The organism is Siansivirga zeaxanthinifaciens CC-SAMT-1 (assembly GCF_000941055.1).
In the GTDB taxonomy this organism is placed as follows: Bacteria; Bacteroidota; Bacteroidia; order Flavobacteriales; family Flavobacteriaceae; genus Siansivirga; species Siansivirga zeaxanthinifaciens.
In genome coordinates, this window is sequence record NZ_CP007202.1 from 1,318,649 (window position 1) to 1,344,596 (window position 25,948).

At 34.1% G+C, this 25,948-nt stretch carries 20 protein-coding genes and 1 riboswitch; of the genes, 18 read left to right on the top strand and 2 right to left on the bottom strand.

What is annotated here, in order from left to right; all coding sequences use genetic code 11:
• The first annotated feature begins 80 nt into the window (after window positions 1–80).
• From ilvA to AW14_RS05885, 15 genes are all read left to right on the top strand, one after another.
• The gene (gene ilvA / locus AW14_RS05815; RefSeq protein WP_044639510.1) at window positions 81–1,343 is read left to right on the top strand and encodes a threonine ammonia-lyase IlvA; all 1,263 of its coding nucleotides are present in this window, start codon (window positions 81–83) and stop codon (window positions 1,341–1,343) included.
• Between the two features lie 189 nt (window positions 1,344–1,532).
• Entirely contained in the window at window positions 1,533–3,125 is a 1,593-nt protein-coding gene (locus AW14_RS05820; protein ID WP_044637960.1) for an NADP-dependent glyceraldehyde-3-phosphate dehydrogenase, read from the top strand.
• 478 nt (window positions 3,126–3,603) lie between these two features.
• Complete coding sequence (locus tag AW14_RS05825; RefSeq protein WP_044637961.1) at window positions 3,604–4,218, top strand: GNAT family N-acetyltransferase; 615 nt, start codon at window positions 3,604–3,606, stop codon at window positions 4,216–4,218.
• A gap of 39 nt (window positions 4,219–4,257) precedes the next feature.
• The gene (locus tag AW14_RS05830; protein WP_044637962.1) at window positions 4,258–5,436 is read left to right on the top strand and encodes an argininosuccinate synthase; all 1,179 of its coding nucleotides are present in this window, start codon (window positions 4,258–4,260) and stop codon (window positions 5,434–5,436) included.
• A gap of 3 nt (window positions 5,437–5,439) precedes the next feature.
• Window positions 5,440–6,417 (top strand): N-acetyl-gamma-glutamyl-phosphate reductase, encoded by a 978-nt coding sequence (argC, locus tag AW14_RS05835; RefSeq protein WP_044637963.1) that lies wholly within the window; start codon window positions 5,440–5,442, stop codon window positions 6,415–6,417.
• A gap of 215 nt (window positions 6,418–6,632) precedes the next feature.
• Window positions 6,633–7,427 (top strand): pyrroline-5-carboxylate reductase, encoded by a 795-nt coding sequence (proC, locus tag AW14_RS05840; RefSeq protein WP_044637964.1) that lies wholly within the window; start codon window positions 6,633–6,635, stop codon window positions 7,425–7,427.
• Between the two features lies 1 nt (window position 7,428).
• Complete coding sequence (locus tag AW14_RS05845) at window positions 7,429–8,562, top strand: aspartate aminotransferase family protein (RefSeq protein WP_044639511.1); 1,134 nt, start codon at window positions 7,429–7,431, stop codon at window positions 8,560–8,562.
• 27 nt (window positions 8,563–8,589) lie between these two features.
• Window positions 8,590–9,786: a glutamate-5-semialdehyde dehydrogenase gene (locus AW14_RS05850; RefSeq protein ID WP_044637965.1), complete on the top strand. Its 1,197-nt coding sequence runs from the start codon at window positions 8,590–8,592 to the stop codon at window positions 9,784–9,786.
• Between the two features lies 1 nt (window position 9,787).
• On the top strand, window positions 9,788–10,549 hold the full coding sequence (gene proB / locus AW14_RS05855; protein ID WP_044639512.1) for a glutamate 5-kinase: 762 nt from the start codon (window positions 9,788–9,790) through the stop codon (window positions 10,547–10,549).
• Window positions 10,550–10,558: 9 nt separating this feature from the next.
• Entirely contained in the window at window positions 10,559–11,497 is a 939-nt protein-coding gene (locus AW14_RS05860) for an N-acetylornithine carbamoyltransferase (protein WP_044637966.1), read from the top strand.
• Window positions 11,490–12,272, top strand: a complete 783-nt coding sequence (gene argB / locus AW14_RS05865; RefSeq protein ID WP_044637967.1) for an acetylglutamate kinase — start codon at window positions 11,490–11,492, stop codon at window positions 12,270–12,272. The genes AW14_RS05860 and argB overlap by 8 nt, the downstream gene beginning before the upstream one ends.
• A gap of 1 nt (window position 12,273) precedes the next feature.
• Window positions 12,274–13,341, top strand: coding sequence for a M20 family metallo-hydrolase (locus AW14_RS05870; RefSeq protein WP_044637968.1), 1,068 nt, complete (start codon window positions 12,274–12,276; stop codon window positions 13,339–13,341).
• Window positions 13,342–13,375: 34 nt separating this feature from the next.
• Complete coding sequence (gene argH, locus AW14_RS05875; RefSeq protein WP_044637969.1) at window positions 13,376–14,650, top strand: argininosuccinate lyase; 1,275 nt, start codon at window positions 13,376–13,378, stop codon at window positions 14,648–14,650.
• Between the two features lie 25 nt (window positions 14,651–14,675).
• Entirely contained in the window at window positions 14,676–15,743 is a 1,068-nt protein-coding gene (locus tag AW14_RS05880) for an acyltransferase family protein (RefSeq protein ID WP_044637970.1), read from the top strand.
• 14 nt (window positions 15,744–15,757) lie between these two features.
• Window positions 15,758–16,717 (top strand): bile acid:sodium symporter family protein, encoded by a 960-nt coding sequence (locus AW14_RS05885; RefSeq protein WP_044637971.1) that lies wholly within the window; start codon window positions 15,758–15,760, stop codon window positions 16,715–16,717.
• Between the two features lie 81 nt (window positions 16,718–16,798).
• Here the strand turns inward: AW14_RS05885 and leuB are convergent, their stop codons facing one another.
• Both leuB and AW14_RS05895 read right to left on the bottom strand, forming a co-directional pair.
• Window positions 16,799–17,917 carry a 3-isopropylmalate dehydrogenase gene (leuB, locus tag AW14_RS05890; protein WP_044637972.1) on the bottom strand — a complete coding sequence of 373 codons (1,119 nt, stop codon included), beginning with the start codon at window positions 17,915–17,917 and terminating at the stop codon, window positions 16,799–16,801.
• Window positions 17,918–17,928: 11 nt separating this feature from the next.
• Window positions 17,929–19,104 carry a 2-isopropylmalate synthase gene (locus AW14_RS05895; RefSeq protein WP_084708781.1) on the bottom strand — a complete coding sequence of 392 codons (1,176 nt, stop codon included), beginning with the start codon at window positions 19,102–19,104 and terminating at the stop codon, window positions 17,929–17,931.
• 148 nt (window positions 19,105–19,252) lie between these two features.
• Between AW14_RS05895 and AW14_RS05900 the strand changes: the two genes are divergently transcribed.
• From AW14_RS05900 to thrA, 3 genes are all read left to right on the top strand, one after another.
• Window positions 19,253–20,803 carry a hypothetical protein gene (locus AW14_RS05900; protein WP_044637973.1) on the top strand — a complete coding sequence of 517 codons (1,551 nt, stop codon included), beginning with the start codon at window positions 19,253–19,255 and terminating at the stop codon, window positions 20,801–20,803.
• A 113-nt stretch (window positions 20,804–20,916) separates the two neighbouring features.
• A riboswitch (SAM riboswitch) is annotated at window positions 20,917–21,035 on the top strand.
• 120 nt (window positions 21,036–21,155) lie between these two features.
• Entirely contained in the window at window positions 21,156–22,433 is a 1,278-nt protein-coding gene (locus AW14_RS05905) for an O-acetylhomoserine aminocarboxypropyltransferase/cysteine synthase family protein (protein ID WP_044637974.1), read from the top strand.
• Between the two features lie 11 nt (window positions 22,434–22,444).
• Window positions 22,445–25,846: a bifunctional aspartate kinase/homoserine dehydrogenase I gene (gene thrA, locus AW14_RS05910; RefSeq protein ID WP_044637975.1), complete on the top strand. Its 3,402-nt coding sequence runs from the start codon at window positions 22,445–22,447 to the stop codon at window positions 25,844–25,846.
• The last annotated feature ends 102 nt before the right edge of the window (window positions 25,847–25,948 follow it).

Consider the following 25,948-nt stretch of genomic DNA (forward strand, 5'->3'; position numbering starts at 1 on the left):
GTGAAAAGCCTTAATGATACATTCTTAAGGCTTTTTTTAAATATTAAATTCTCTGTGTAAACAGAAAAAAAGTAATGATTATGAATAAGGAAAAAACCTATTTTCCTAGTATTGATAATATAAAAGTAGCTGCCGATACCATTAAAAAAGTATCGGCAGTTACGCCTTTAGGGGCAAGCCAAAGGTATTCAAAACAATTCGATGCTAATATTCTTTTAAAACGCGAAGATTTACAACAAGTACGCTCCTATAAAATTAGAGGGGCTTACAATAAAATAAGCTCACTAACAAAAGAAGAGTCTGCTCATGGGGTTGTATGTGCTAGTGCAGGTAACCATGCGCAAGGCGTGGCTTTGTCTTGTAAGTTGCTTAAAATACATGGTGTTATTTATATGCCAGCACCAACACCTAATCAAAAAATTGAACAGGTTAAAATGTTTGGGGAAGATTATATAAATATCAAACTGGTTGGTGATACTTACGACGATGCTTACCATGCGGCTATGATTGAGTGCGATGAATTTAAAAAAACATTCATACACCCCTTTAACGACGAAAAAGTTATTGAAGGGCAGGCAAACATTGGTTTAGAAATATTAGAACAAACAACTGTGCCTTTAGATTATGTTTTTATTGCCATAGGTGGTGGAGGTTTAGCAGCTGGACTATCTACAGTTTTTAAAAATATGTCGCCCCATACAAAAATTATTGGGGTTGAGCCCGAAGGTGCCCCTTCGATGCAAGTTTCAATAAAAAACAATGTAAATACAGAGTTAGATCACATTGAAAAGTTTATTGATGGAGCTGCAGTAAAACGCGTAGGCGATTTAACTTTTGCCATTTGTAAAGAAACGTTACATGATGTTATTACCGTTCCCGAAGGCAAAGTGTGTGAAACTATTTTGGAACTTTATAATAAAGATGCCATTGTAGTAGAACCGGCCGGAGCTTTGAGTATTTCTGCATTAGATTTTTATGCCGATAAAATAAAAGGGAAAAATGTGGTATGTGTTGTTAGTGGAAGTAATAATGATATTACGCGAACAGCCGAAATTAAAGAACGTGCCTTGCTATATGCGAATTTAAAGCACTATTTTATTGTAACATTTCCTCAGCGTGCCGGTGCTTTAAAAGAATTTGTGGTAAATATTTTAGGTCCGAATGATGATATTACCCATTTTCAATATGCCAAGAAAACAAACAGAGAAAATGGTTCGGCAGTGGTAGGTATTCAATTGAAATCGTCTAGTGATTTAGAGCCGCTAATTGCACGAATGAAACAGCGAAATTTTTACGGAGACTACTTAAATAATAAACCCGAGTTGTTTCAGTTTTTAGTGTAATCAGTTAAATTTATATATTTTATTTCTGATTTTTATTTAGACGAAAACGATTGCGAACTGCATATTTTATTTAGTTAATAACCGAACGTTATTAATTCAATATTTATTTTAAACCCCTTGTGTTTAAAGGGTTTTTTCGCTTTAATATCATTATATTAGCTTTAGTTTTTAATTAAAAGATTCATGACTATGAGCACAGCCATAAACACCATTCCAGCACCCTATAAAATCACATCGCTTTTACATCAAAACACCTATTTGGTCGATGGTGAACTAAAAGTTTGGGATGGAGAAAAAACAGAAGTTTATTCTACAATTTCTTCAACCCAAGATTATAAACCAACCTTACTGGGAACAATTCCAAATTTAGGTGAAGCTCAGGCTATGGAGACATTAAATGCTGCTTTAAATGCCTACGATAGAGGGCAAGGGTTATGGCCAACCATGAAAGTTTTAGATCGTATCGCTTGCATGGAAAAATTTGTAACTCAAATGAAAACCAAGCGCGCCGAAGTTGTAAAATTACTCATGTGGGAAATTGGTAAGAATTTACCAGATTCTGAAAAAGAGTTCGACAGAACCGTAGATTACATTTACGATACTATTGAAGATTATAAACAAATTGATAGAGATTCGGCAAAATTTGAAAAAAATGATGGCGTTTATGCACACATAAGAAGAGGTCCACTGGGAGTTGTTTTATGTTTGGGGCCTTATAATTATCCTTTAAACGAGACGTTTTCGCTACTTATTCCTGCTTTAATTATGGGGAATACAGTTGTTTTTAAACCGGCGAAACACGGTGTTTTATTAATTTCTCCATTGTTAGAGGCTTTTCAAAGTAGTTTTCCTAAAGGTGTTGTAAACGTTGTTTATGGTCGTGGACGTGTATTAGCAACGCCCATAATGCAATCTGGAAAGGTTGATATTTTAGCATTAATTGGTAATAGTAAATCTGCCAATGCCCTGCAATCTGTGCACCCTAAAGGGAATAGATTGCGTATGGTTCTTGGGTTAGAAGCCAAGAATCCTGCCATTATTTTACCCGATGCCGATTTAGATTTAGCCGTTAACGAGTGTATTGCAGGGGCATTATCTTTTAACGGACAACGTTGTACGGCTTTAAAAGTTTTATATGTTCATGATTCTATTGTTGAGGAATTTAATAAGCGTTTTTCAGAAAAAGTAGATGCGCTTAAATTTGGTAATCCATGGGAAGAAGGCGTTAAGTTAACGCCATTACCAGAAGTTGAAAAGCCAGCCTATATTAAAGAATTAATAGACGATGCTACCAGTAAAGGAGCTAAATTACTTAATAAAAAAGGAGGTGAGATTACAGAAAACTTTATTTTTCCTGCAGTGTTATACCCGGTAACTAAAGAAATGCGTGTGTTTAACGAAGAGCAGTTTGGTCCTGTGGTGCCTGTGGTGCCGTTTTCTCATATCGATGAGCCTTTAGATGATATGGCAGAATCTAATTACGGACAACAAGTAAGTTTGTTTGGAAAAGACGTTAAAACGATTGCACCATTAATTGATACTTTAGTAAATTTAGTATGTAGAGTTAACTTAAATAGTTCGTGCCAACGCGGACCAGATGTGTATCCATTTACGGGAAGAAAAGATTCGGCATTTAGTACTTTAAGTGTGCACGATGCTTTGCGATCGTTTTCTATAAGAACCTTTGTAGCTTCTAAGGATAATGCTTATAACAATGCTATTTTAAATGAGCTTTTAGAGACAAAAGCCTCTAATTTTATCAGTACAGATTATATTCTTTAAGTAAACAACCAATTAATTCTACTTTTACTATTTAAAACTCTTAAAATAAAAGTAGAATTAAATTGTTGTGTTTGAATAATCTCAATTATAATAACTTAAAAATAAAGATATTAATAATTCTCATAAAAAAAATAAACGGTTTTTAATTTTGTATTAAATAAAACTTTAGTTTTACATTATGAAAACATTAAAAAATAAAATACGTTGTACTATCCCCGGTTTACCCGTGCGCAGTCGCCGCCGCTAATATTCTTATTTTAGGAGCCAAACCAAAACGTCATTTTAATTTTTTTCTCATAGTGAACAAATCATCTTTTATAACATTCCAAAATTTAGTTAGCTGTTTATTTAATAAGCGCTACTTCGGTTATATATTTCCACGTCGCCCCTAGTGGCTGTATTTTTATTTTAAAAACTAGGTGTGTCCAGTTTACTAACAGAAAAATAAACGTTTTAATAAAAATTTTTAAAAATTATAATGGAAATTTTAATTGCCGATAAATCACATACAAAATACACAGATATCATTTGTGAAACTATTGCCGAATCTGCAGCAGTAAGAGGCACTGGTATTGCACGTCGTAATCCTGAATATATAACCAAGAAATTAGAAAATGGAAATGCTGTTATTGCCTTAGATGGCGATAAATTTGCAGGGTTTTGTTATATAGAAATTTGGGGTCATGGTAAATATGTAGCCAATTCCGGGTTAATTGTACATCCCGATTACCGTAATGCTGGTTTAGCAAAAAAAATAAAACATAGAATATTTAAGCATTCCAGAGAGAAATTTCCAGATGCTAAAGTATTTAGTATCACTACAGGGTTGGCCGTAATGAAAATGAATACCGATTTAGGATACAGACCGGTGCCATTCTCGGAGTTAACAGACGATCCTAGTTTTTGGGATGGTTGTCAAACTTGTAAAAACTACGATGTATTAACACGTACTAATAGAAAAATGTGTTTGTGTACAGGGATGCTATACGACCCAAAAGCAAAAAAGACCGAGCCAATAAAAATTAAAGAAAAGGTTTTTGATAGGTTGAAGCATATTAAAGAAGCTATGTTTTTAAAAAAGGATAAAAAATAAATAGGTGTTCGTTTTACGAGTATCAAAAAAAGTAATAAAATGAAAAAATTAGTAATAGCATATAGTGGCGGTTTAGATACCTCTTACTGTGCAGTTAGTTTATCGAAAAAATTTGAAGTACATGCAGCCAGCGTAAATACTGGAGGTTTTACAAAAGCAGAAATAGATCAAATTGAAGCTAATGCTTATAAAATGGGTGTTACTTCGTATAAAAATATTGATGCTGTTGCAACATTTTACCAAAAAGTAGTAAAGTATTTAATTTTTGGTAATGTTTTAAAAAATAACACCTATCCGTTATCGGTAAGCGCCGAGCGTATTATTCAAGCTATTGAAATTATAGAATACGCTAAAAGCATAGGTGCCGAATATATTGCTCATGGTAGTACAGGCGCTGGTAACGACCAGGTTCGTTTCGATATGATTTTTCAAACCTTGGCACCAGAGATAGAAATTATCACGCCTATTAGAGACCAAAAACTATCAAGACAAGAGGAAATAGATTATTTAAAAGCCAATGGCATTGATATGTCTTGGGAAAAAGCAAAATACTCTGTAAATAAAGGGCTTTGGGGAACCAGTGTTGGAGGTTCTGAAACCTTAACATCAAACAAACCGTTGCCAAGTGAAGCATATCCATCGCAGTTAAAACATACCGATGAAGAAAAAGTAAAACTAACGTTTGAAAAAGGGGAGTTGGTAGCTGTAAATGGTGTTGAAAACGACCCAGAAATTAATATAGAGACTTTAAACAATTTAGCATCTGCCTATGCTATTGGTAGAGATATTCACGTAGGTGATACCATTGTTGGTATTAAAGGGCGTGTAGGTTTTGAAGCTGCTGCGGCCTTAATTACTATAAAAGCACATCATTTACTTGAAAAACATACTTTAACAAAATGGCAATTACAACACAAAGAATATATTGCTAGTTTTTACGGCATGCATTTGCATGAAGGACAATATTTAGATCCGGTTATGCGAAATATGGAAGCCTTTTTACAAAGCAGTCAGGAGATGGTTTCTGGTGATGTGGTTGTAAGTTTAAAACCTTACCACTTCACTTTAGATGGTATTACTTCGGAGCATGATTTAATGAATGCGAAGTTTGGAAGTTATGGTGAAGAAAATAAAGGTTGGACTCCAGATGAAGCTAAAGGATTTATTAAAATCTTTGGAAATCAAAATAAAATATATCAACAAGTAAACAATTCTTAAATTATGATTCAGGTTGGTATTATTGGAGGTGCAGGTTACACAGCAGGTGAGTTGGTAAGATTATTAATTAATCATCCACATGCCGAAATAAACTTTGTGTACAGTACATCGAATGCAGGAAACAAAATAAGTAAAATTCATCAAGATTTAATTGGGTCTTTAGAATTAGAATTTACAGACACCATAAATCCGGAGGTAGATGTCTTGTTTTTATGTCTAGGTCATGGAAACTCTGTGAAGTTTTTATCTGAAAACACGTTTTCTAATACCACTAAAATTATCGATTTAGGAAATGACTTTAGACTGGAAAAGGATAAGGTTTTTCAAGACAAAACCTTTGTTTATGGGCTTCCGGAATTACAAAAAGAAGCTATAAAGTCTGCAAATTATATTGCAAACCCAGGTTGTTTTGCAACAGCGATTCAATTAGCCTTATTACCATTGGCAAGTGAAGGTTTGATAAATAGCGATGTGCATATTAATGCGGTTACAGGTGCTACGGGAGCAGGAACATCGTTATCTGCAACGACGCACTATACGTGGCGAGATAATAACTTTTCGTATTACAAACCTTTTACTCACCAACATTTAGGAGAGATTAACCAGTCGGTTAAACAGTTGCAAAACGCCTTTGATTCTGAGATTCTTTTTATGCCTAATAGAGGGAATTTTTCGAGAGGTATTTTCGCAACGCTTTACACCGATTTTCAAGGATCGTTGGAAGGTGCTAAAAATTTATATAAAGAGTTTTATAAAGATGCCGAATTTACATTTGTTTCTGAAGATGAATTGCATTTAAAACAAGTGGTTAATACGAATAAATGTTTAATTCATTTACATAAGCACGGCGACAAATTACTGGTTACAAGTGTGATTGATAATTTATTGAAAGGTGCTTCTGGACAAGCTATTCAAAACATGAATTTAATGTTTGGAATGGAAGAAACCGAAGGGTTACACCTAAAAGCAACCTACTTTTAGAAAGTTTATATTTCTTGAATTAGGGTGGTCGTTGGCTAGTAGGTTGCGTTAGCGATTGCAGCGGCATCCTTTTTGGAGGAACGGAAAAAAGATATAGCGAAAAGCGCGACCCTTGTGGTAACGCCAAAACAGATTGAAATAATTAAAAAAACAGCCATTATAGCAACGATACAACGCCCGTGTATTCGCGAATTTTAGGCATAAATAAGTTGAAAATGAAAATAGCCATTATTGGAACAGGTAATTTAGGAAGTTCGATTGCTAAAGGACTTATAAAAAATAATACGTTTACAGCTTTATTTTTAAGTGATAAAAATACAGCCAATGTAGATGCTTATAATTCGCTTGTTAACGTAACAGTTACCAACGATAATTTGGCTGCTGTTCAAGCCGCCGATATGGTAATTTTTGCTTTACAACCCAAGCATATCGACAAGGTTTTAGAAAGCGTAGCATCAATAATTACAGAGGATCAAATTATAATTTCTGTGGCTGCTGGTGTTGAAATTCCTAGAATTGAGGCTATTATTGGTAAGGATAAAAATATTATTCGTGTGATGCCAAACACGGCGATTTCTATTGGTAAATCTATGACGTGTATTGCGCCTAACGAGAAGGCACAGGATAAAGTTGGTTTGGCTCAAGATGTTTTTAATCAGTTAGGAACTTCGTTGGTGATTCCTGAAGAATTAATTCAGGCTGCAACGGTTATTTGTGCTAGTGGTATTGCTTTCTGGATGCGCCTTGTGCGTGCTACAACCCAAGGTGCTATTCAATTAGGTTTTGAGGCACATGAAGCACATGAACTGGCAACACAAACCTGCTTTGGTGCTGCGAGTTTGTTAATTGAGTCTGGTAAACACCCAGAACAAGAAATAGACCGCGTTACTACACCTAGTGGTTGTACGATTGAAGGTTTAAATGCTATGGAGCACAACGGATTAAGTTCTGCCTTGATACAAGGTATTGTTGCTTCATTTGAAAAAATTAATCAAATTAAAAAGAATTAAAATGCCATTATTTGACGTTTATCCATTATATAATGTAACACCAGTATCTGGTAAAGATATGTATGTGTACGATGAAAATTGTACCGAATATTTAGACCTATATGGTGGCCATGCCGTAATTTCTATTGGGCATGCGCACCCCAATTACGTAGATGCTATTACCACCCAGGTTAAAACTTTAGGGTTTTACTCTAATGCGATTCAAAACCCCATTCAAGAAGCATTAGCTAACAAATTAGAAGCCCTTTCGGGTTGTGCTGGTTACCAATTGTTTTTATGTAATTCGGGAGCCGAAGCCAACGAGAATGCTTTAAAATTAGCCTCGTTTAAAACCGGTAAATCGCGTGTTATTGCCTTTAAAAATAGTTTTCACGGACGTACATCTGCGGCTGTTGCAGCAACCGATAATCCGGGTATTGTAGCACCAATTAATGCGCAACAACAAGTAACTTTTTTAGAGTTGAATGATATTTTAGGTGTTAAAAAAGAATTAGAAAAAGGCGATGTTTGTGCTGTTATAGTTGAATTTATTCAAGGTGTTGGTGGTTTAGACCAAGGTACTACAGACTTTTTCGAGCAAGTTTACGCGCTTTGTAAATTGAATCATACCATGTTTATTGCAGATGAAGTGCAATCGGGTTACGGGCGTTCGGGTAAATTCTTTGCCTTTCAGCATTACAATGTAACGCCCGATATTATTTCTATTGCCAAAGGTATGGGGAATGGTTTTCCTATTGGTGGCATTTTAATTCATCCAGATATTGAAGCTAAATATGGTTTGTTAGGAACTACATTTGGTGGAAATCATTTGGCTTGTGCCGCAGGTTTGGCGGTTTTAAATACCATTGAAGACGAACATTTAATGGATAATGCGAACCAAATGGCCGATTATTTTGTTTCGGTCGCTAAAACCATTCCGCAAATAAAAAATATAAAAGGTCGAGGCTTAATGTTGGGCCTTGAATTTGATTTTGAAGTAGGTGATTTAAGAAAAAAACTTATTTACGAGCACCATATTTTTACTGGTGGTGCATCTAATAAAAAGCTTTTAAGAATTTTACCGCCTTTAACCATAAAAAAACAACACATCGATACGTTTTTTGATGCTTTAAAGAGTAGTCTTGAGACGAATTAAATAAAAATAATCTATCATTAAAAACTAATGAATACCTTATTATCCATAGAAACAAGAAACGCTGTTTTGCTAGAAATGGCAAAACTTTTGGAAGCAGAGCGAAAACACATTATAGCCATAAACAAAGGCGATTTAGAAGCTTATAATGGCGATGATATTTCTATGTACGACCGCTTAAAGGTGGATGATGCTAAGGTAGATGAAATGATAAAATCTGTGACGCATTTAGCATCGCAGGAAGATCCGGTTGGAGTCGAACGTTTTAGTTTTAAACACGAAAACGGCATGCAGGTTTATAATAAAACCGCTTCGTTTGGTACAGTTTTAATTATTTACGAATCGCGCCCCGATGTTACTGTGGAAGCTGCAGGGATTGCTTTTAAATCGGGAAATAAAATTTTGCTAAAAGGTGGTAAAGAATCTTTAAACTCTAATTTAAAAATAGTCGAGTTGTGGCATAAAGCCTTAGAGATGCATGGCGCTTCAACCGAGTGGGTAGCCTATTTGCAATTTAACAGAACAGAAACGCAAGCATTTCTTGAAAAGCCTACGCAAAGAGTCGATTTAATTGTACCTCGTGGAGGCGAACGCTTAATTGAATTCGTTAAAGAGCATGCTACTTGTCCGGTTATAATAAGTGGTCGCGGTAATAATTTTGTGTATGTTGAAAAGGATGCCGATTTAGATATCGCTTTGGAGGTTATTTTAAATGCAAAAACCACGAAAATATCGGCTTGTAATGCATTAGACAAGGTTTTAATTGATAGTAATTTAGACAATAAAGAAGCCTTTATAGCTACGTTAATTTCAAAATTAAAGACATTTAATGTTGAGGTTTTTGGCGATGAGGTGGTTTCAAAAAATCATTCAGTAAACGCTATAGAATCAGACGACATTTGGTATAAAGAATTCTTAGATTATAAAATTGTTATAGGTGAAATCGCTTCAACACAAGAAGCTATTGCTATGATAAACAAATATTCAGGCGGACATTCTTCATCCATTATAACAAAAAATGATAATGAAGCTAAAACCTTCATGGAAAATGTGGATACAGCAGCGGTTTACCACAATGTTTCTACACGTTTTACCGATGGCGGACAATTAGGTTTGGGTGGTGAGTTAGCCATTAGCACCGATAAATTGCACCAACGTGGTCCCATAGGTTTGCAACATTTAGTAACCAATAAATGGTATGTTCATGGAAATGGACAAATTCGATAACATGAAGAAGCAACGTATATTATTAAAAGTAGGATCGAATACACTTACCAAAGAAACCAACAACATTTCTAGAGGTAAAATTGAAGATATTGCAAATCAAATAGCTCAACTTAAAAATTCTTGCGAGTTTGTTATTGTAAGTTCTGGAGCTATTGCAGCCGCCAAACAGTTTGTAAAACTAGAAAGTAAAGGCAAAGAAATTACAGTTAAACAGGCATTGGCGTCTATTGGGCAACCGCATTTAATTCGTATTTATCAGGAGATTTTTAGAGAAGCAGGTTTGTTAACCTCACAGTGTTTATTGTCTTATTCCGATTTTGAAAAAGATGAAAGCAAAACCAATATTGTAAACACCATTAATGTGTTGGTTGCTAATAATTACATTCCAATTATCAACGAAAATGATACGGTTGCAACCGATGAAATTAAATTTGGCGATAACGATAAATTAGGAGCGCTTACCGCATCGCTTTTAAAAGCCGATTTGTTCATCATAGCAACCAATACCAACGGTATTTACACCAAAGAATCTATTGAAAATAATGCGCCAAAAACAATAGAACTTGTTGAAGATTTTGAAGCTTTGGTTAAAGAAGTTGTAAATTCTAAATCGTCGCATGGCAGCGGTGGTATGCAATCGAAAATTGAAGCAGCTTCGGTAGCAAAAAAATCAAATATAGAAACTTGGATTGTAAATGGTTTAGACGATAATTTCATTGTAAATGCCATGGATAACAAAGTGCCTTTTACCAAAATAAAATAAAAAATAAAGATGAAACATTATACCTCCATACACGATATAGATGATATCAATTCTTGGATTGAGGAAGCAAAAACATTAAAGAAAAATCCGCTTAAATTTAAAAAGTTAGGAAAACATAAAACACTAGGGTTATTATTTTTTAATTCGAGTTTACGAACCCGTTTAAGCACACAAAAAGCGGCTTTAAATTTAGGAATGGATCCTATTGTAATGAATGTTTCGGGAGATGCCTGGGGTATCGAATTTGGTGATGGTACGGTTATGAATGGCAACACCGCCGAGCACATTAAAGAAGCTGCCGCAGTGGTATCTCAATATTGCGATATTATTGCCGTTAGAGCATTTCCAACCTTAACCGATAAAGTAAAAGACGAAAGCGAGCAGGTTTTAACAGCCTTTAAAAAATATGCTTCGGTACCAGTTGTAAATATGGAAAGCGCTACGGGGCATCCTTTACAAGCGCTTACCGATGCCATTACCATTTCAGAAAACACAACAAAAGCAAAGCCAAAAGTTGTTTTAAGTTGGGCACCACATGTTAAAGCATTGCCACATGCCGTTGCCAATAGTTTTGTGCAAGCTATGCAGAAAATGGATGTCGATTTTGTTATTACAAATCCCGAAGGTTATAATTTAAGTCCTAATATTGTTGGAAACACGCCTGTTAACCATAATCAGGAAGACGCTTTTAAAGACGCCGATTTTGTTTATGTTAAGAACTGGAGTTCGTACGAAGATTACGGAAAAGTAAAAAACACAGACCCTAATTGGATGATAACTAAAGATAAATTGGGCGCTGCAAAATTTATGCATTGTTTACCAGTGCGCCGTAATGTTATTGTTGAAGATGCTGTTTTAGACAGCGATAGTTCTCTGGTAATAGAACAAGCCAATAACCGAACATATGCAGCACAATTGGTGCTAAAAAAAATATTAGAAAATGGCTAAAGAAAAACTATCCATAGTTAAAATAGGAGGTAATATTATTGAAGATGAAAGCGCCCTTTTAGCTTTTCTCGAATTATTTTCTAATTTAGAAGGAAAGAAAATTTTAGTACATGGTGGTGGTAAACGCGCTACCCATATCGCTTCAAAATTAGGTATTGAGTCTAAAATGGTTCAGGGGCGTCGTATTACCGATGCCGAAACCTTAGAAGTTATAACCATGGTTTATGGCGGCCTAGTAAATAAAAATGTAGTAGCTAAATTGCAGGCTCTAAACACCAATGCCATTGGTTTAACAGGTGCCGATATTAACAGTATAACCTCTGTAAAACGTCCAGTAAAAGAGGTTGATTTCGGTTTTGTGGGCGATGTAAAAAGTGTAGCTCATCAATCGGTAAATAAATTAATAGAAGCCGATTTCACACCCGTTTTTTGTGCCATAACCCACGATGGTAAAGGGCAACTTTTAAATACCAATGCCGACACCATTACCTCTCAACTAGCAATTGGTATGAGTGCTTTGTATGAAACATCTATTTACTACTGTTTCGAATTAAACGGTGTTTTAAAAGATATTAACGATAAGAATTCGGTTATAAAACACATCGATTCTAATTTATACAAAGATTTACTTGAAAAAGGCATCATCGCCGATGGTATGCTGCCTAAACTAGAAAATTGTTTCGATGCTTTAAATCATGGAGTTTCAACAATAAACATGGGAAATACAGCCATGTTAACCAAAGAAAATGATAATTTTACAAGAATAACGCTTTAATATGAACCAACAAGAATTAACAAACGATGCCATATCGTTATTAAAACAGTTGATAGAAACACAATCTTTTTCATCGGAAGAGCATGAAACTGCATTGCATATCGAAGCTTGGTTCAAACACTATCAAATCGATTACAAACGCACCCAAAATAATGTTTGGGCTATTAATAAATATTTCGACGAAAGTAAACCAACCTTACTTTTAAACTCGCACCACGACACAGTAAAACCCAACAGTGCCTATACAAAAGATCCTTTTAAGGCAATTGTAGAAGATGGTAAATTATATGGTTTAGGCAGTAACGATGCTGGCGGTTGTTTGGTGTCTTTAATAGCTACCTTCACCTATTTTTACAATCAAAAAAATTTAAAATATAATTTGGTTATGGTCGCTTCCGCGGAAGAGGAAAGCAGTGGTCCAAACGGACTTAACAGCATGTTACCAATCATTCCAAAAGTTGATGTAGCCATTGTTGGAGAACCCACTTTAATGAATCTGGCCATCGCCGAAAAAGGCTTAGTGGTTTTTGATGCAGTTGTAGAAGGGACTCCAAGTCATGCCGCTCACCCCAATAATAACAACGCTATTTACAACACGATAGAAGTTTTACAATGGTTTAAGGATTTTAAATTTGAAAGAAGTTCTGAAGCTTTGGGTGATGTTAAACTAACGGTAACACAAATTCATGCAGGCTCACAACACAACGTTGTGCCGGCCGATGTGAATTTAGTAATTGATGTACGCGTAAATGATGCTTACACCAATGCCGAAATAGCAGATATTTTACAAAAAGAAGCGCCTTGTACACGTATTGTACCTCGTAGTTTACGATTAAATTCTTCATCAATTCCTGTAGATCATGCATTAGTAAAAGCGGGAATTGCCATGGGAAGAACCACTTATGGCTCGCCAACACTATCAGATCAAGCTGTGCTTTCTTGTCCGTCTTTAAAATTAGGGCCAGGCGATAGTACGCGTTCGCATTCGGCAGATGAATTTATTTATTTAAACGAAATAGAAGAAGGCATAAAAATTTACATTGAATTGTTGAATCGGGTAATCGTTTAAACAATTCAACGAATAAACACATAAACATTACGAAATGAAACTCTGGGATAAAGGCATATCAATCGATAAAAAAATAGAACAATTTACCGTAGGTAACGATAGAGAAATCGATATTCATATTGCTAAGTACGACGTTATAGCATCGAAAGCACATGCGAAAATGCTTCATGAAATTGGCATTTTGTCTACCATTGAATTAGAACAATTACTTGGCGGACTCGAAATTTTGGCAAATGAAATTGAATCGGGTGCGTTTGTTATCGATGCTCAGTTTGAAGATGTACATTCTAAAATAGAATACGAATTAACAGCAACTTTAGGTGATGTTGGTAAAAAGATACATACGGCGCGTTCAAGAAACGATCAAGTTTTAGTGGCGCTTCATTTGTATTATAAAGAAAATTTAAAGCTTGTTAAGTCTAAAACCGAAACCTTATTCCATACGCTTTTAAATCAGGCCGAAACTTATAAAGATAAGGTTTTACCGGGTTATACACATTTACAAGTGGCCATGCCATCATCTTTTGGTTTATGGTTTTCTGCTTATGCCGAGTTAATGATTGATGATGTGTATTTATTAAATGCTGCTTTAAAAACGGTCGATCAAAATCCGTTAGGTTCTGCTGCAGGTTACGGAAGTTCTTTCCCTATAGACAGAGAATTTACAACCAAAGAAATGGATTTCGCAACCTTAAAATATAATGTGGTTGCAGCTCAAATGGGACGCGGTAAAAACGAACGCACTATTGCCGCTGCTTTAGGTGGTTTAAGCAATACTATGGCGCGTTTTGCCATGGATGTATGTTTGTATATGAGTCAGAATTTTGGTTTTATTTCCTTTCCAGATGAGTTAACCACAGGCAGTAGTATTATGCCTCATAAAAAGAATCCCGATGTGTTTGAATTAATTCGAGGAAAATGCAATAAAATACAAGCGTTGCAAAGCGAAATGATTTTAATAACGAATAACCTTCCGAGTGGATACCACAGAGATTTTCAGTTGTTAAAAGAAAATATGATAGCTGCTTTCGAAGAGATTAAAGATATATTAGATATTTTTAATTATTCCATTCAGCAAATCATTGTAAAAGATATTGATATTCACAGCGATTTATATAAATACCTGTTTACAGTAGATAATATTAATACCTTGGTTGTTGAAGGACAATCATTTAGGGAGGCTTACCAAAAAATTGGCGGACAAGTTCAAGACGGTTCTTATGTGCCTGATACTTCAAAAAAACATACCCACGTTGGAAGTATTCACAATTTGTGTTTAGATAAAATTAAGGCTAAGTTTCCTAAATAGTGGAACTTTTTATGGGTAAGGAACTATGAAAAATAATAAAACCGAGTTTTTAAATTATATTCATAGTTTTAGAGGATTAGCCATTTTATTAATTTTGTTTGGCCACGCCATGGTTGCCGCATTTATTGGCGCGAAAGGTAGTTTCGACGATTCTCATCCTTTACTTATGGTAAGTGAAGTGTTTTATCATGATAGTACACTTTATTTTGCATTAATTTCAGGTATTTTATTTTCCAGGGTTTTAAAAAAACGAGGCTATCGCAGGTTTTACAAGAGTAAGGTTAAGAATATTATTTTGCCTTATATATTTATATCGGTCGTTTTCACCTTGCTCAAAAACAAATTTAATACCGGAATTTTAGATGGTATCTGGGGTTTTACAAAAACGATTTTTGAAAATCTTATTTATGGTAAAGCTAATTTTGTTTTATGGTATATACCTGTTTTAATTTTTCTTTATTTAACCACACCTTTACTAGATTATTTATCAGATAAACAACCTGTAAAAAAGGGTTTATATGTTATTATAATTTTATTGCCTCTTGTTGTTTCTCGAGTTCCAATAGATTTAGACTATAGTTTGCATTTACCAACGATGATTTATTTTACGGGTGCTTATGCATTAGGTATATACCTAGGTAAAGATTTAGAATATGGGTTTAAACAGATAGCAGTTTTCAAGACGTATATAATTATAGTCGCTGTGTTAAGTACTCTAGTTTTATTTTATTTTTATATGAACAATTTGAATTTAGTTGGTTCTGTTTCATTAAAAGAGTCGGTTTTCTACATTCAAAAAACAACTTTTGCGCTTTTAATCATGTTGTTTTTTAAAAATAAATTAAACCGCCCTTTGCGCAGTTTAAATGGTGTTGCCAGAGATTCTTTTTCTATTTATTTTTTACATGGTTATATTTTGTATGCATCCTTGCCCTTATTCAAGTTTATTTTGAATATCACCGAAATAACGCCGCTAAATATTATTATAACAACAGCTGTTTTAATTGTGTACACTCTGGTGGTTTGTAGATTTATTATTTGGGTATTTAAAAGAGTTTTTGGCAAAAAATCCAGAGTTTTAATTGGAGCCTAATAGAAATAAATTCAATGAAAGTTAAAATAGATAAATTTGTTATAGCCATAATATTAACTATTGGTTTTGCCTATTTTTTTCCGTTTTGGGGAACACCTAACAGTAATGTGCCTATAAATACAATTAGCACGATAGGGATATTTTTAATTTTCTTTTTTTACGGATTAAAGCTCAGTCCGAATAAATTAAAAGCAGGTCTAAAAAACTGGAAACTTCATATTTTGGTTCAATTAGCAACCTTTTTAATTTTTCCATTAATTGTAATTGTTTTTAAGCCTTTATTTTCCTCTGAAAGTGGTACATTAATTTGGCTTGCTTTCTTTTTTATAGCGGCATTACCATCAACGGTATCATCGTCGGTAGTTATGGTTTCTATAGCCAAAGGAAACATACCGGCAGCTATTTTTAACGCGAGTATTTCAGGGATTATAGGAGTTGTAATTACGCCGCTGTGGATGGGTTTGTTTTTAAATAATGAGCAAGCAGATTTCGATTTTACAAGTATTTATACCAAGCTTATTGTTCAAATTATATTACCCGTAATTTTTGGGGTTTTGCTTCAACGCTATTTTGGTGCTTTTGCTCAAAAACACAGTGCTAAACTTACCATGTTTGATAAATCGATTATCTTACTTATCATTTATAAAAGTTTTGCAGAGTCTTTTTACGAAGGCGTTTTTTCTAGCGTTTCATTACTGGATTTATTCGGATTGTTAATAGCCGTTATTAGTTTGTTTTTTGTGGTTTATTATTTAATTGGACTTGTTGCAAAGCGTTTACATTTTAGTTTAGAAGATCGAATAACCGCTCAGTATTGCGGAACCAAAAAATCTTTAGTACATGGCACCGTTTTTTCTAAAATCCTTTTTGGAAATATGCTGTCTCTGGGGATTATCTTATTGCCTTTGATGCTTTTTCATGCCACGCAAATAGTAATTGTAAGTTTTATAGCCAGTAAATTGTCAAAACGTTGAAATAAAAAAAGCGCATTTTTAAAATGCGCTTTTTGTTTAGGACAACTGTGGTTTTAATTTTAGAGTGACTAATTCAAATAATTAAATGATAGTAGATTGTCCTAAATGAATGTTGGTAAAATTTAAGTTGGTTTCATCTGGATTATTAATAAAATCTTCGATAAAATCTCCAACCTTCGTGGTGGTTACGTGATCGTATTTAGTGTTTAAATCTGGTGTGGTTATGTGAAGTTTCAACGATTTGTCTACACCTTCTCTAACCAAATCAGCTTCATCATCTAAACCGAAATGCTCTAATAACATGGCTGCCGATAAAATAGAAGCAATAGGATTTGCAATGCCTTTATTTGCAGCTTTTGTATATGCTCCATGAATAGGTTCGAACATGGCATGTTTATCTCCTAAAGATGCCGATGCCAGTAATCCTATCGATCCAACAATAACGCTGGCTTCTTCCGATAAGATATCTCCAAACATATTTTCAGTTAAAATAACATCAAATTGTCTTGGGTTTATAATAAGTTCCATGGCAGCATTATCAATAAATTGATAATTTAATTCAACATCTGGATATTTAGGCGCAATTTCTTGTACAACACGACGCCATAAACGAGAACTTTCTAAAACATTAGCTTTATCTACCAATGTTAATTTTCCTTTTCTTGTTTGAGCAGCTTTAAACGCTAAATGCGCTATGCGTTCTATTTCAAAACGCGAATACTCACAAATGTCTGAAGCGTTGTTGCCATCTTCAGATAATTTTTTTTCACCAAAATAAATGCCTCCGGTGAGTTCTCTGTAAATAACAATATTAGTGTCTTTAATTTGACTCTTTTTTAATGAAGATTTTGTTAATAAATCTTCATAAGCTATTACAGGACGAATGTTAGCATATAAATCTAACGATTTACGCAGTCTTAAAAGTCCTTGTTCGGGTCTTACTTTGGCATTAGGGTCGATATCATAGGCGGTGTTGCCTATGGCTCCAAATAAAATAGCATCTGCATTTTCGCAAATAGCAATGGTTTCTTCTGGTAAAGGATCGCCAGTTTTTACCATGGCACTTGCGCCTACCAATGCTTCATGAAATATAAATACGTGGTTAAATTCTATAGCAATAGCTTTCAAGACCTTTACGGCTTGTGCTGTTACTTCTGGACCAATACCATCTCCTGGTAAAACGGCTATATTTAACTTCATTTATAAATTAATTAAGCAGATGTAATTTCTTTGTAAATTTTACTATTTTCAATAATGTAATGAATATCACTATCTACAACTTCTTTTTTAGTATCGGCAAAATCTAAAAAGTTTTTATAGATTTCATCTAACTGAAGTTTCGTTAATTCATATCCTACATTTTTAGCTCGGTAAGCTAAGGCTGCACGGCCGCTTCTTGCTGTTAAAACAATAGCAGATTCTGTTACGCCAACATCTTTAGGGTCTATAATCTCGTATGTTTCACGATTTTTAATTACCCCATCTTGATGTATTCCAGAACTGTGTGCAAAGGCATTAGCACCAACAATTGCTTTGTTTGGCTGGGTGTAAATACCCATGTTTTCAGATACTAATTGACTTAAGCCAAATAACATTTCGGTTTTAATTCGAGTATCTAAATTTAAGTATGGATGCTGTTTTAAAATCATAACAACTTCTTCTAAAGCTGTATTTCCAGCACGTTCACCAATACCGTTAATGGTACATTCAATCTGGCGAGCACCGTTAATTACACCTTCAATAGAATTGGCAGTTGCCAAGCCTAAATCGTTGTGGCAATGACAAGATAAAATAGCCTTTTCAATACCTTTTACATTTTCTTTTAGGTATTTAATTTTGGCGCCATATTCACTTGGTAAACAGTAGCCTGTTGTATCTGGAATGTTTAAAACAGTTGCACCAGCTTTAATAGCCGTTTCGCAAACGCGTGCTAAATATTCGTTATCGGTTCTTCCAGCATCTTCTGCATAAAATTCTACATCTTCTACGAAAGATTTTGCGTAACTTACCGCTTTAAAAGCACGATCAAGTATGTCCTCTCTGGTAGATTTAAATTTAAATTTAATATGAGAATCGGAAGTTCCAATTCCTGTATGAATTCTAGGTTTTTTTGCGTATTTTAATGCTTCGGCAGCAACCTTAATATCGTTTTCAACAGAACGTGTTAAACCACAAACTGTTGCGTTTTTTACAATTTTAGAAATGGCTTCAACCGATTTAAAATCGCCAGGACTTGATACAGGAAAACCGGCTTCAATAATATCAACACCTAATAAATCTAGCTGTTCAGCAATGATTAATTTTTGTTCGGTGTTCAATTTGCAGCCTGGGACTTGTTCGCCATCGCGAAGCGTTGTGTCAAAAATTTGGACGTTAGTATTAGACATTTAATAAAATAAATTTTCTTTTTGTACTACGAATGTATATTTTGGTTTCGTGAAATTATAATGAGATACAATTTTTTTACGATGTTTAACTCGCTTGCGAATTAATTAAATAAATGAAAATCAGTTATTTAAGACTGTTTTTATAACTATGACAAAAGAACAAAAAGATAATTTGTTTGTATTAGTAAAGTCACTTTCTAAGTCTGAAAAAAGGCAATTTAAGCTTTATGTAGGACGTTTAGGAGTGAATGAAGATTCTAAATTTTTAACGCTTTTCAATATTCTTGAAAAGCTTAATACGTACGATGAAAATGCTATTTTAAAGAAAGGTGTTGTGAAAAAAGAACAGCTTTCAAATCTTAAGGCGCATTTGTACAAGCAAATCTTAATTAGTTTACGTTTAAACCCTTCACATCAAACCATTAGGATTCAAATACGAGAGCAGTTAGATTTTGCTACGATTCTATACCACAAAGGACTTTACAAACAAAGTTTAAAAATATTAGAAAAAGCGAAAAATTTAGCGATTCACCATGAGGAAAAAAATGTAGCCTACGAAATTGTTGAATTTGAGAAAGTTATTGAGTCGCAATATATTACCAGAAGTTTAAGCAATCGAGCCGACGAGCTTTCAATTCAAGCAAAAGAGTTGAGTCTGCAAAATGTTTTAGCCAGTAAATTGTCTAATTTGTCGTTGCAGTTATATGGTTTGTTCTTAAAAACCGGCTACGTAAAAAACAATAAAGAAACCAACCGTATTGTAAAGTATTTTGAGGCAAGACTTCCTAAATACGATATAAATGCTTTAGGTTTTCGTGAAAAATTATGGCTTTACAAGGCTTATTTGTGGTATAGTTTTTTAACGCACGATTTTTTAGCGTGTTACAAATATGCTACAAAATGGGTTGATTTATTCTACGAAAATAAAGAGCAAATTAGCTTAAATCCTGTGTTTTTTCTAAGAGGTAATCATTACTTATTAGAAGCCTTATTTTATTTAAGACATTACGAAAAGTTTAAAGAGTCACTTACCAGACTGGAAACAGTAACTAAAGAAAAATGGTTTCCTATTGATGATAATATTGAAGGGCTTATATTTTTATTTACCTACAATAATAAATTCAATTTACATTTTATAGAAGGTAGTTTTAAACAAGGCTTGCCTTTAATTGAAGAGGTTTTAGAAAAGCTAAAGGTATATCACGATCGTATCGATGAGCACCACGTTATGGTGTTTTACTATAAAATTGCGAGCATGTATTTTGGTGCCGGCGAAAACAAAAAATGTATTTTTTATTTAGAAAAAATTATTAATAACAAGTCTTTACAAATGCGTGAAGATTTATTGTGTTTTTCCAGAATTCTTAATTTGGTAGCCCATTACGAAGCAGGTATGGACTATAATCTGGATATTTTAATTAGAAGTACCTACAAGTTTTTAATTAAAATGGAAGACTTATACGAAGTACAAAAAGAGTTTATTAAATTCTTGAGAGGCTTGGGCGATATTTATCCGCATGAAGTTAGAAACGAGTTTGTTAAGCTACACAAAAAGCTAAAACAGTACGAAGACGATCCCTATCAAAGTAGAGCCTTTTTGTATTTAGATATTATTTCGTGGTTAGAGTCTAAAATTCAAAACAGACCCATCGATTTGGTTATTAGAAATAAATTTTACGAGATGCGATACAATAAATAAGAGTTTTATTTTTTATTTAAATGGAGTGCTTTTAAAATTTTTCGACAAAAAATTAGGATTTTAAATATTTCTAACTGAATATTTGCATACACAAAGTTCAAAAACTTATTGAAATGTTATCAAGAAAGGTGGAGGGATTAGACCCATTGAAGCCTTAGCAACCCTTTACACGTAAAGAAGGTGCTACATTCTACCCATATTAAAGTGTTTTACTTGTTTGGATAGATAACAAAATGAAATTACCGTCTGTAGTTTTAAAATTCTTTTTAACATTTTTCTATTAAGTACATCAAATTAATGATGCATTTGGCTTTTGGTTTAATTATTTATTAACTCAAAAAAAATTAGAAAAATGAGTACACAAAAATTCGCAACAAACGCATTACACGCTGGCCACGATTTTAAAGCCAATGGAGGTACCAGAGCTGTGCCAATTTATCAAACAACATCGTATGTTTTTAATAATTCAGATCATGCGGCAAATTTGTTTTCTTTAAAAGAATTAGGGTTTATTTACACCCGATTAAACAATCCAACAAATCAAATTTTACAAGAGCGTTTAGCTGCCTTAGAAGGCGGTATTGGAGCGGTTGTTTTTGCTTCTGGTACAGCGGCCATCTCAACAGGATTATTAACCCTTTTAAAAGCTGGAGACCATATTGTTGCTTCAAGCAGTTTATATGGAGGTACTTATAATTTACTTAAAGTAACCTTACCTAGATTGGGTATTACAACGACGTTTGTAGATGCCGATAATCCAGATAATTTTGCTGCGGCAGTGAAAGATAATACCCGAGCTTTTTTTGTTGAATCTTTAGGAAATCCAAAATTAGATGTGCTAGATTTAAAAGCAATTTCGGTACATGCCAAGGCTGCAGGAGTTCCTTTTATAGTAGATAATACGGTTGCAACACCTGCCTTACTAAACCCTATTGAGCATGGCGCCAATATTGTAATACACTCATTAACAAAATACATAGGAGGTCAAGGTACATCTTTAGGAGGCGCTATTATTGATGCCGGAACTTTTAATTGGGCCAACGGGAAATTCCCTGAGTTTACTGAGCCATCAGACGGGTATCATGGATTAGTTTATCATGAAGCACTTGGTGCAGCGGCCTATACTTTTAAATTAATTTTAGAAGGATTAAGAGATTTTGGAGGCGCTTTAAGCCCGTTTAACGCTTTTCAAATTATACAAGGTTTAGAAACTTTACCGGTTAGAATAAAACAACACAGTGCCAACGCCTTAGAATTGGCTAAATGGTTAGAAGCGCAAGATGAAGTGGCTTGGGTTAATTATCCAGGACTGGATTCTAGCAAATACAAAGCATTATCTGATGCCTATTTAACAAAAGGACAAAGCGGAATTGTTACCTTTGGTGCCAAAGGCGGTTATGATGCTGCGAAGGCCATTGCCGATAATTCAAAATTGTTTTCATTGTTAGCAAATATTGGAGATACAAAATCTTTAATAATTCATCCAGCAAGTACAACGCATCAACAATTAACTGAAAGCGAACAAGCTTCGGCAGGTGTTTCGGGCGATTTAATTCGTTTATCGGTTGGTCTTGAAGATTTAGAAGATTTAAAAGCCGATTTAAAAGCTGCTTTCAGCAACATAAAATAATAAAATTAGCATTGAAAAATACATTGCAACATATTATAATTAAAGATTTTATAACAGAAAATCAATCTGAGATTTCTGAAATAAAATTAAGCTACCAGGTTTTTGGTAAACCGCTGGGCACCGCTCCAGTGGTTTTAATTAATCATGCTTTAACAGGAAACAGTAATGTGGCTGGTGAAGATGGTTGGTGGAGCACGCTGGTAGGAGATGATAAGGTTGTAGATACCAAGTTATACACCGTTTTAGCATTTAATATCCCTGGAAATGGTTTCGATGGTTTTGTAATAGAAAATTATAAAGATTTTGTAGCCAGAGACATCGCCAAACTATTTTTAATAGGTTTAAAAGAATTAAAAGTTGAAAAGTTGTTTGCTTTAGTTGGGGGCTCCTTAGGTGGAGGTATTGCTTGGGAAATGGCTGTTATAAACCCCGATATAACCGAGAATTTAATACCTGTGGCAACCGATTGGAAATCGACCGATTGGTTAATTGCCAATTGCCAAATTCAGGAGCAATTTTTAATAAATTCTCGAAATCCTGTGCATGATGCTAGAATGCATGCCATGTTATGTTACAGAACGCCCGAATCTTTTAACGAACGTTTTCATCGTTCTAAAAATGAAGAACTGGAAATTTTTAATGTAGAAAGCTGGTTGTTACATCATGGTAAAAAGCTGCAGGAACGTTTTCAGCTTTCGGCATATAAATTAATGAATCAATTATTAAAAACGATTGATGTTACTAAAAACAGACCCGCCGATTTTAATGTTTTAGAGCGTATAAATGGAAATATTCATATTATAGGTGTCGATTCCGATTTGTTTTTTACTGCCGAAGAAAATAGACAAACGCATAAACAGTTGGCTGTTACAAATCCGAATGTAACTTACAATGAAATTAATTCGGTACATGGGCACGATGCGTTTTTAATGGAATACGAACAATTAGAAAAAATAATAGAAGGCATATTTGTGCCAAATTCTAAAAAAAGAAGAATGAAAGTATTAAAGTTTGGAGGGAAATCTTTAGCGAACGGAGAAGGATTGAATACCGTTATTTCAATTATTGAAAATAAGGTAAAGCAAGGTGATAAAATTACCGTGGTGGTGTCTGCAAGAAGCTCTGCAACCGATGATTTAGAAACTATTTTAAATAAAGCAGTAAGTGGTAAATCTTATAAAGAAGATTTAGAAGCTTTTAAAAGCTATCAAACAGAACCTTTGCCAGAAATTGATTTTTCAAAAGAATTTTCGGTATTAGATAAGTTGTTTGAAGGCGTTAGTTTGTTGGGTGATTATAGTAAAAAAACAAAAGATGAAATTTTAGCGCAGGGCGAGCTGCTTTCGGTAAAATTAATAGCAAGTATTTTAAATGCTAAGCAAATACATGCAGCAGCCGTAGATGCCAGAACATTAATAAAAACAAACGATGCTTTTGGAAATGCACAGCCAATTGGGCAACTTTCAAAAGAAAATGTAAAAAACTTTTACAAAAAATCGGGTAGCGATGTTGTAAATGTTGTTACAGGTTTTATTGCTTTTAATACTAAAAACGAAACCACAACTTTAGGTCGTAATGGTAGTAATTACACAGCAGCCCTTATAGCCAATTACTTAGATGCCGAAGAGTTACAAAATTACACACACGTAAATGGTATTTATACAGCCAACCCATATTTGGTTGAAGATGCTAAGAAAATTCGTGAACTGTCCTTTAGTGAAGCTAACGAATTGGCTAATTTTGGAACAACGGTTTTACATGCAAAAACAATTATTCCTTTAGTTGAAAAAAACATCAACTTACGTATTTTAAATACGTTTAATGCCGATGATGAAGGAACTTTAATCACTGCGAAACCAAATTCTAAAGAAGTTACTTCGTTATCTGTTCTCGATCATGTGGCTTTACTAAATCTTGAAGGTCGCGGTTTGTTAGGTAAAAGTGGTGTAGATGCTAGAATTTTTGGGGCTTTAGCTAAAAAAGATATTAGTGTAAGTATTATTTCTCAAGGCTCATCAGAGCGTGGTATTGGTTTAATTATTAACGCCGATCAGGCAACACAAGCGGTTATTGCCTTAGAACAGGAATTTGAAAACGACTTCTATTCGCAAGATGTAAATAAAATTGGTGTGGTAGACGATGTTTCGGTAATATCCATTATTGGTATCGAATTAAGTTCTTTCCATAAACCGTTTAATGCACTTATAAAGAATCAAATTACACCGTTGTTGTTTAATAATACGGTAACGGGTAAAAATGTGAGTTTGGTTGTTAAAAAGAATCAGCTTCATAAAGCCATGAATGTTATTCATGGTGAGATTTTCGGAATTTCAAAGAAAATAAACATTGCTATTTTTGGTCATGGAGGTGTTGGTGGCGCTTTAATTAATCAAATTTTAAAATCGAAAGGTGATATAGAAAAACGTAAAGGCATCAACTTAAATGTGTTTGCTATTGCCAATTCTAGAAAAATGATTTTAAATAAAAAGGGCGTCGATAAAAATTGGAAAGACACCCTACAAGCATCAAATTTAGAAAGCTCAATTAACGATGTTATAGCGTTTGCAAAAACGCATCATTTAGAAAATTTAATTGCGGTAGATAATACAGCAAGTCCTGTTTTTCATGATAATTATGTACCTTTAGTTGAAGCAGGTTTCGACTTAGTGTCATCAAATAAAGTTGCCAATACCGTTTCGCATAAATTCTACACCGATTTAAGGCAAGAATTAAAAAATAACAACAAACAGTATTTATATGAAACTACTGTTGGTGCAGGCTTACCATTAATTGATACGATCAAGTTATTGCACGAATCGGGAGAAAATATAACCAGAATACGAGGTGTTTTTTCAGGGACTTTAAGTTATTTATTTAATAATTTCTCGGTTCAAGATAAGCCTTTTAGCACCATTGTTCAAGAAACAATCGATAAAGGTTTTACAGAGCCAGACCCTCGCGAAGATTTTTCGGGCAACGATGTTGCAAGGAAATTATTAATTTTGGCAAGAGAATTAGATTTGCAAAATGAATTTAGCGATGTTTCGGTTCAAAATTTAATTCCAGAAGCGTATCAAAATATTTCTGTTGAATCATTTTTAAGTCAGTTGGATGTTTTAGATGAAACGTTTCAGAAAATAAAAGAAAATCAGCAACCAGGACATGTTTTACGATATGTAGGTGATTTATCGGGCGATTTATCTCAAGATAAAGGTAATTTAGAGGTTAAATTAGTATCCATACCAGAAGATAGTACCTTAGGGCATGTAAAAGGTAGCGATGCTATTTTTGAAATATTTACCGAGTCTTACGGTGAGCAACCCATTGTAATTCAAGGTGCTGGAGCCGGATCAGAAGTAACGGCACGTGGTGTTTTTGGAGATATTTTAAGATTGTCTAAACACATAAATTAATTATTAGGTCGAGCGCAGTCGAGACCTTTTTAGTGAAAAAAATAAAATGAGCCACCAATACACGAATTATATTAATTGAAATTATTCGTGAATTCATGACAA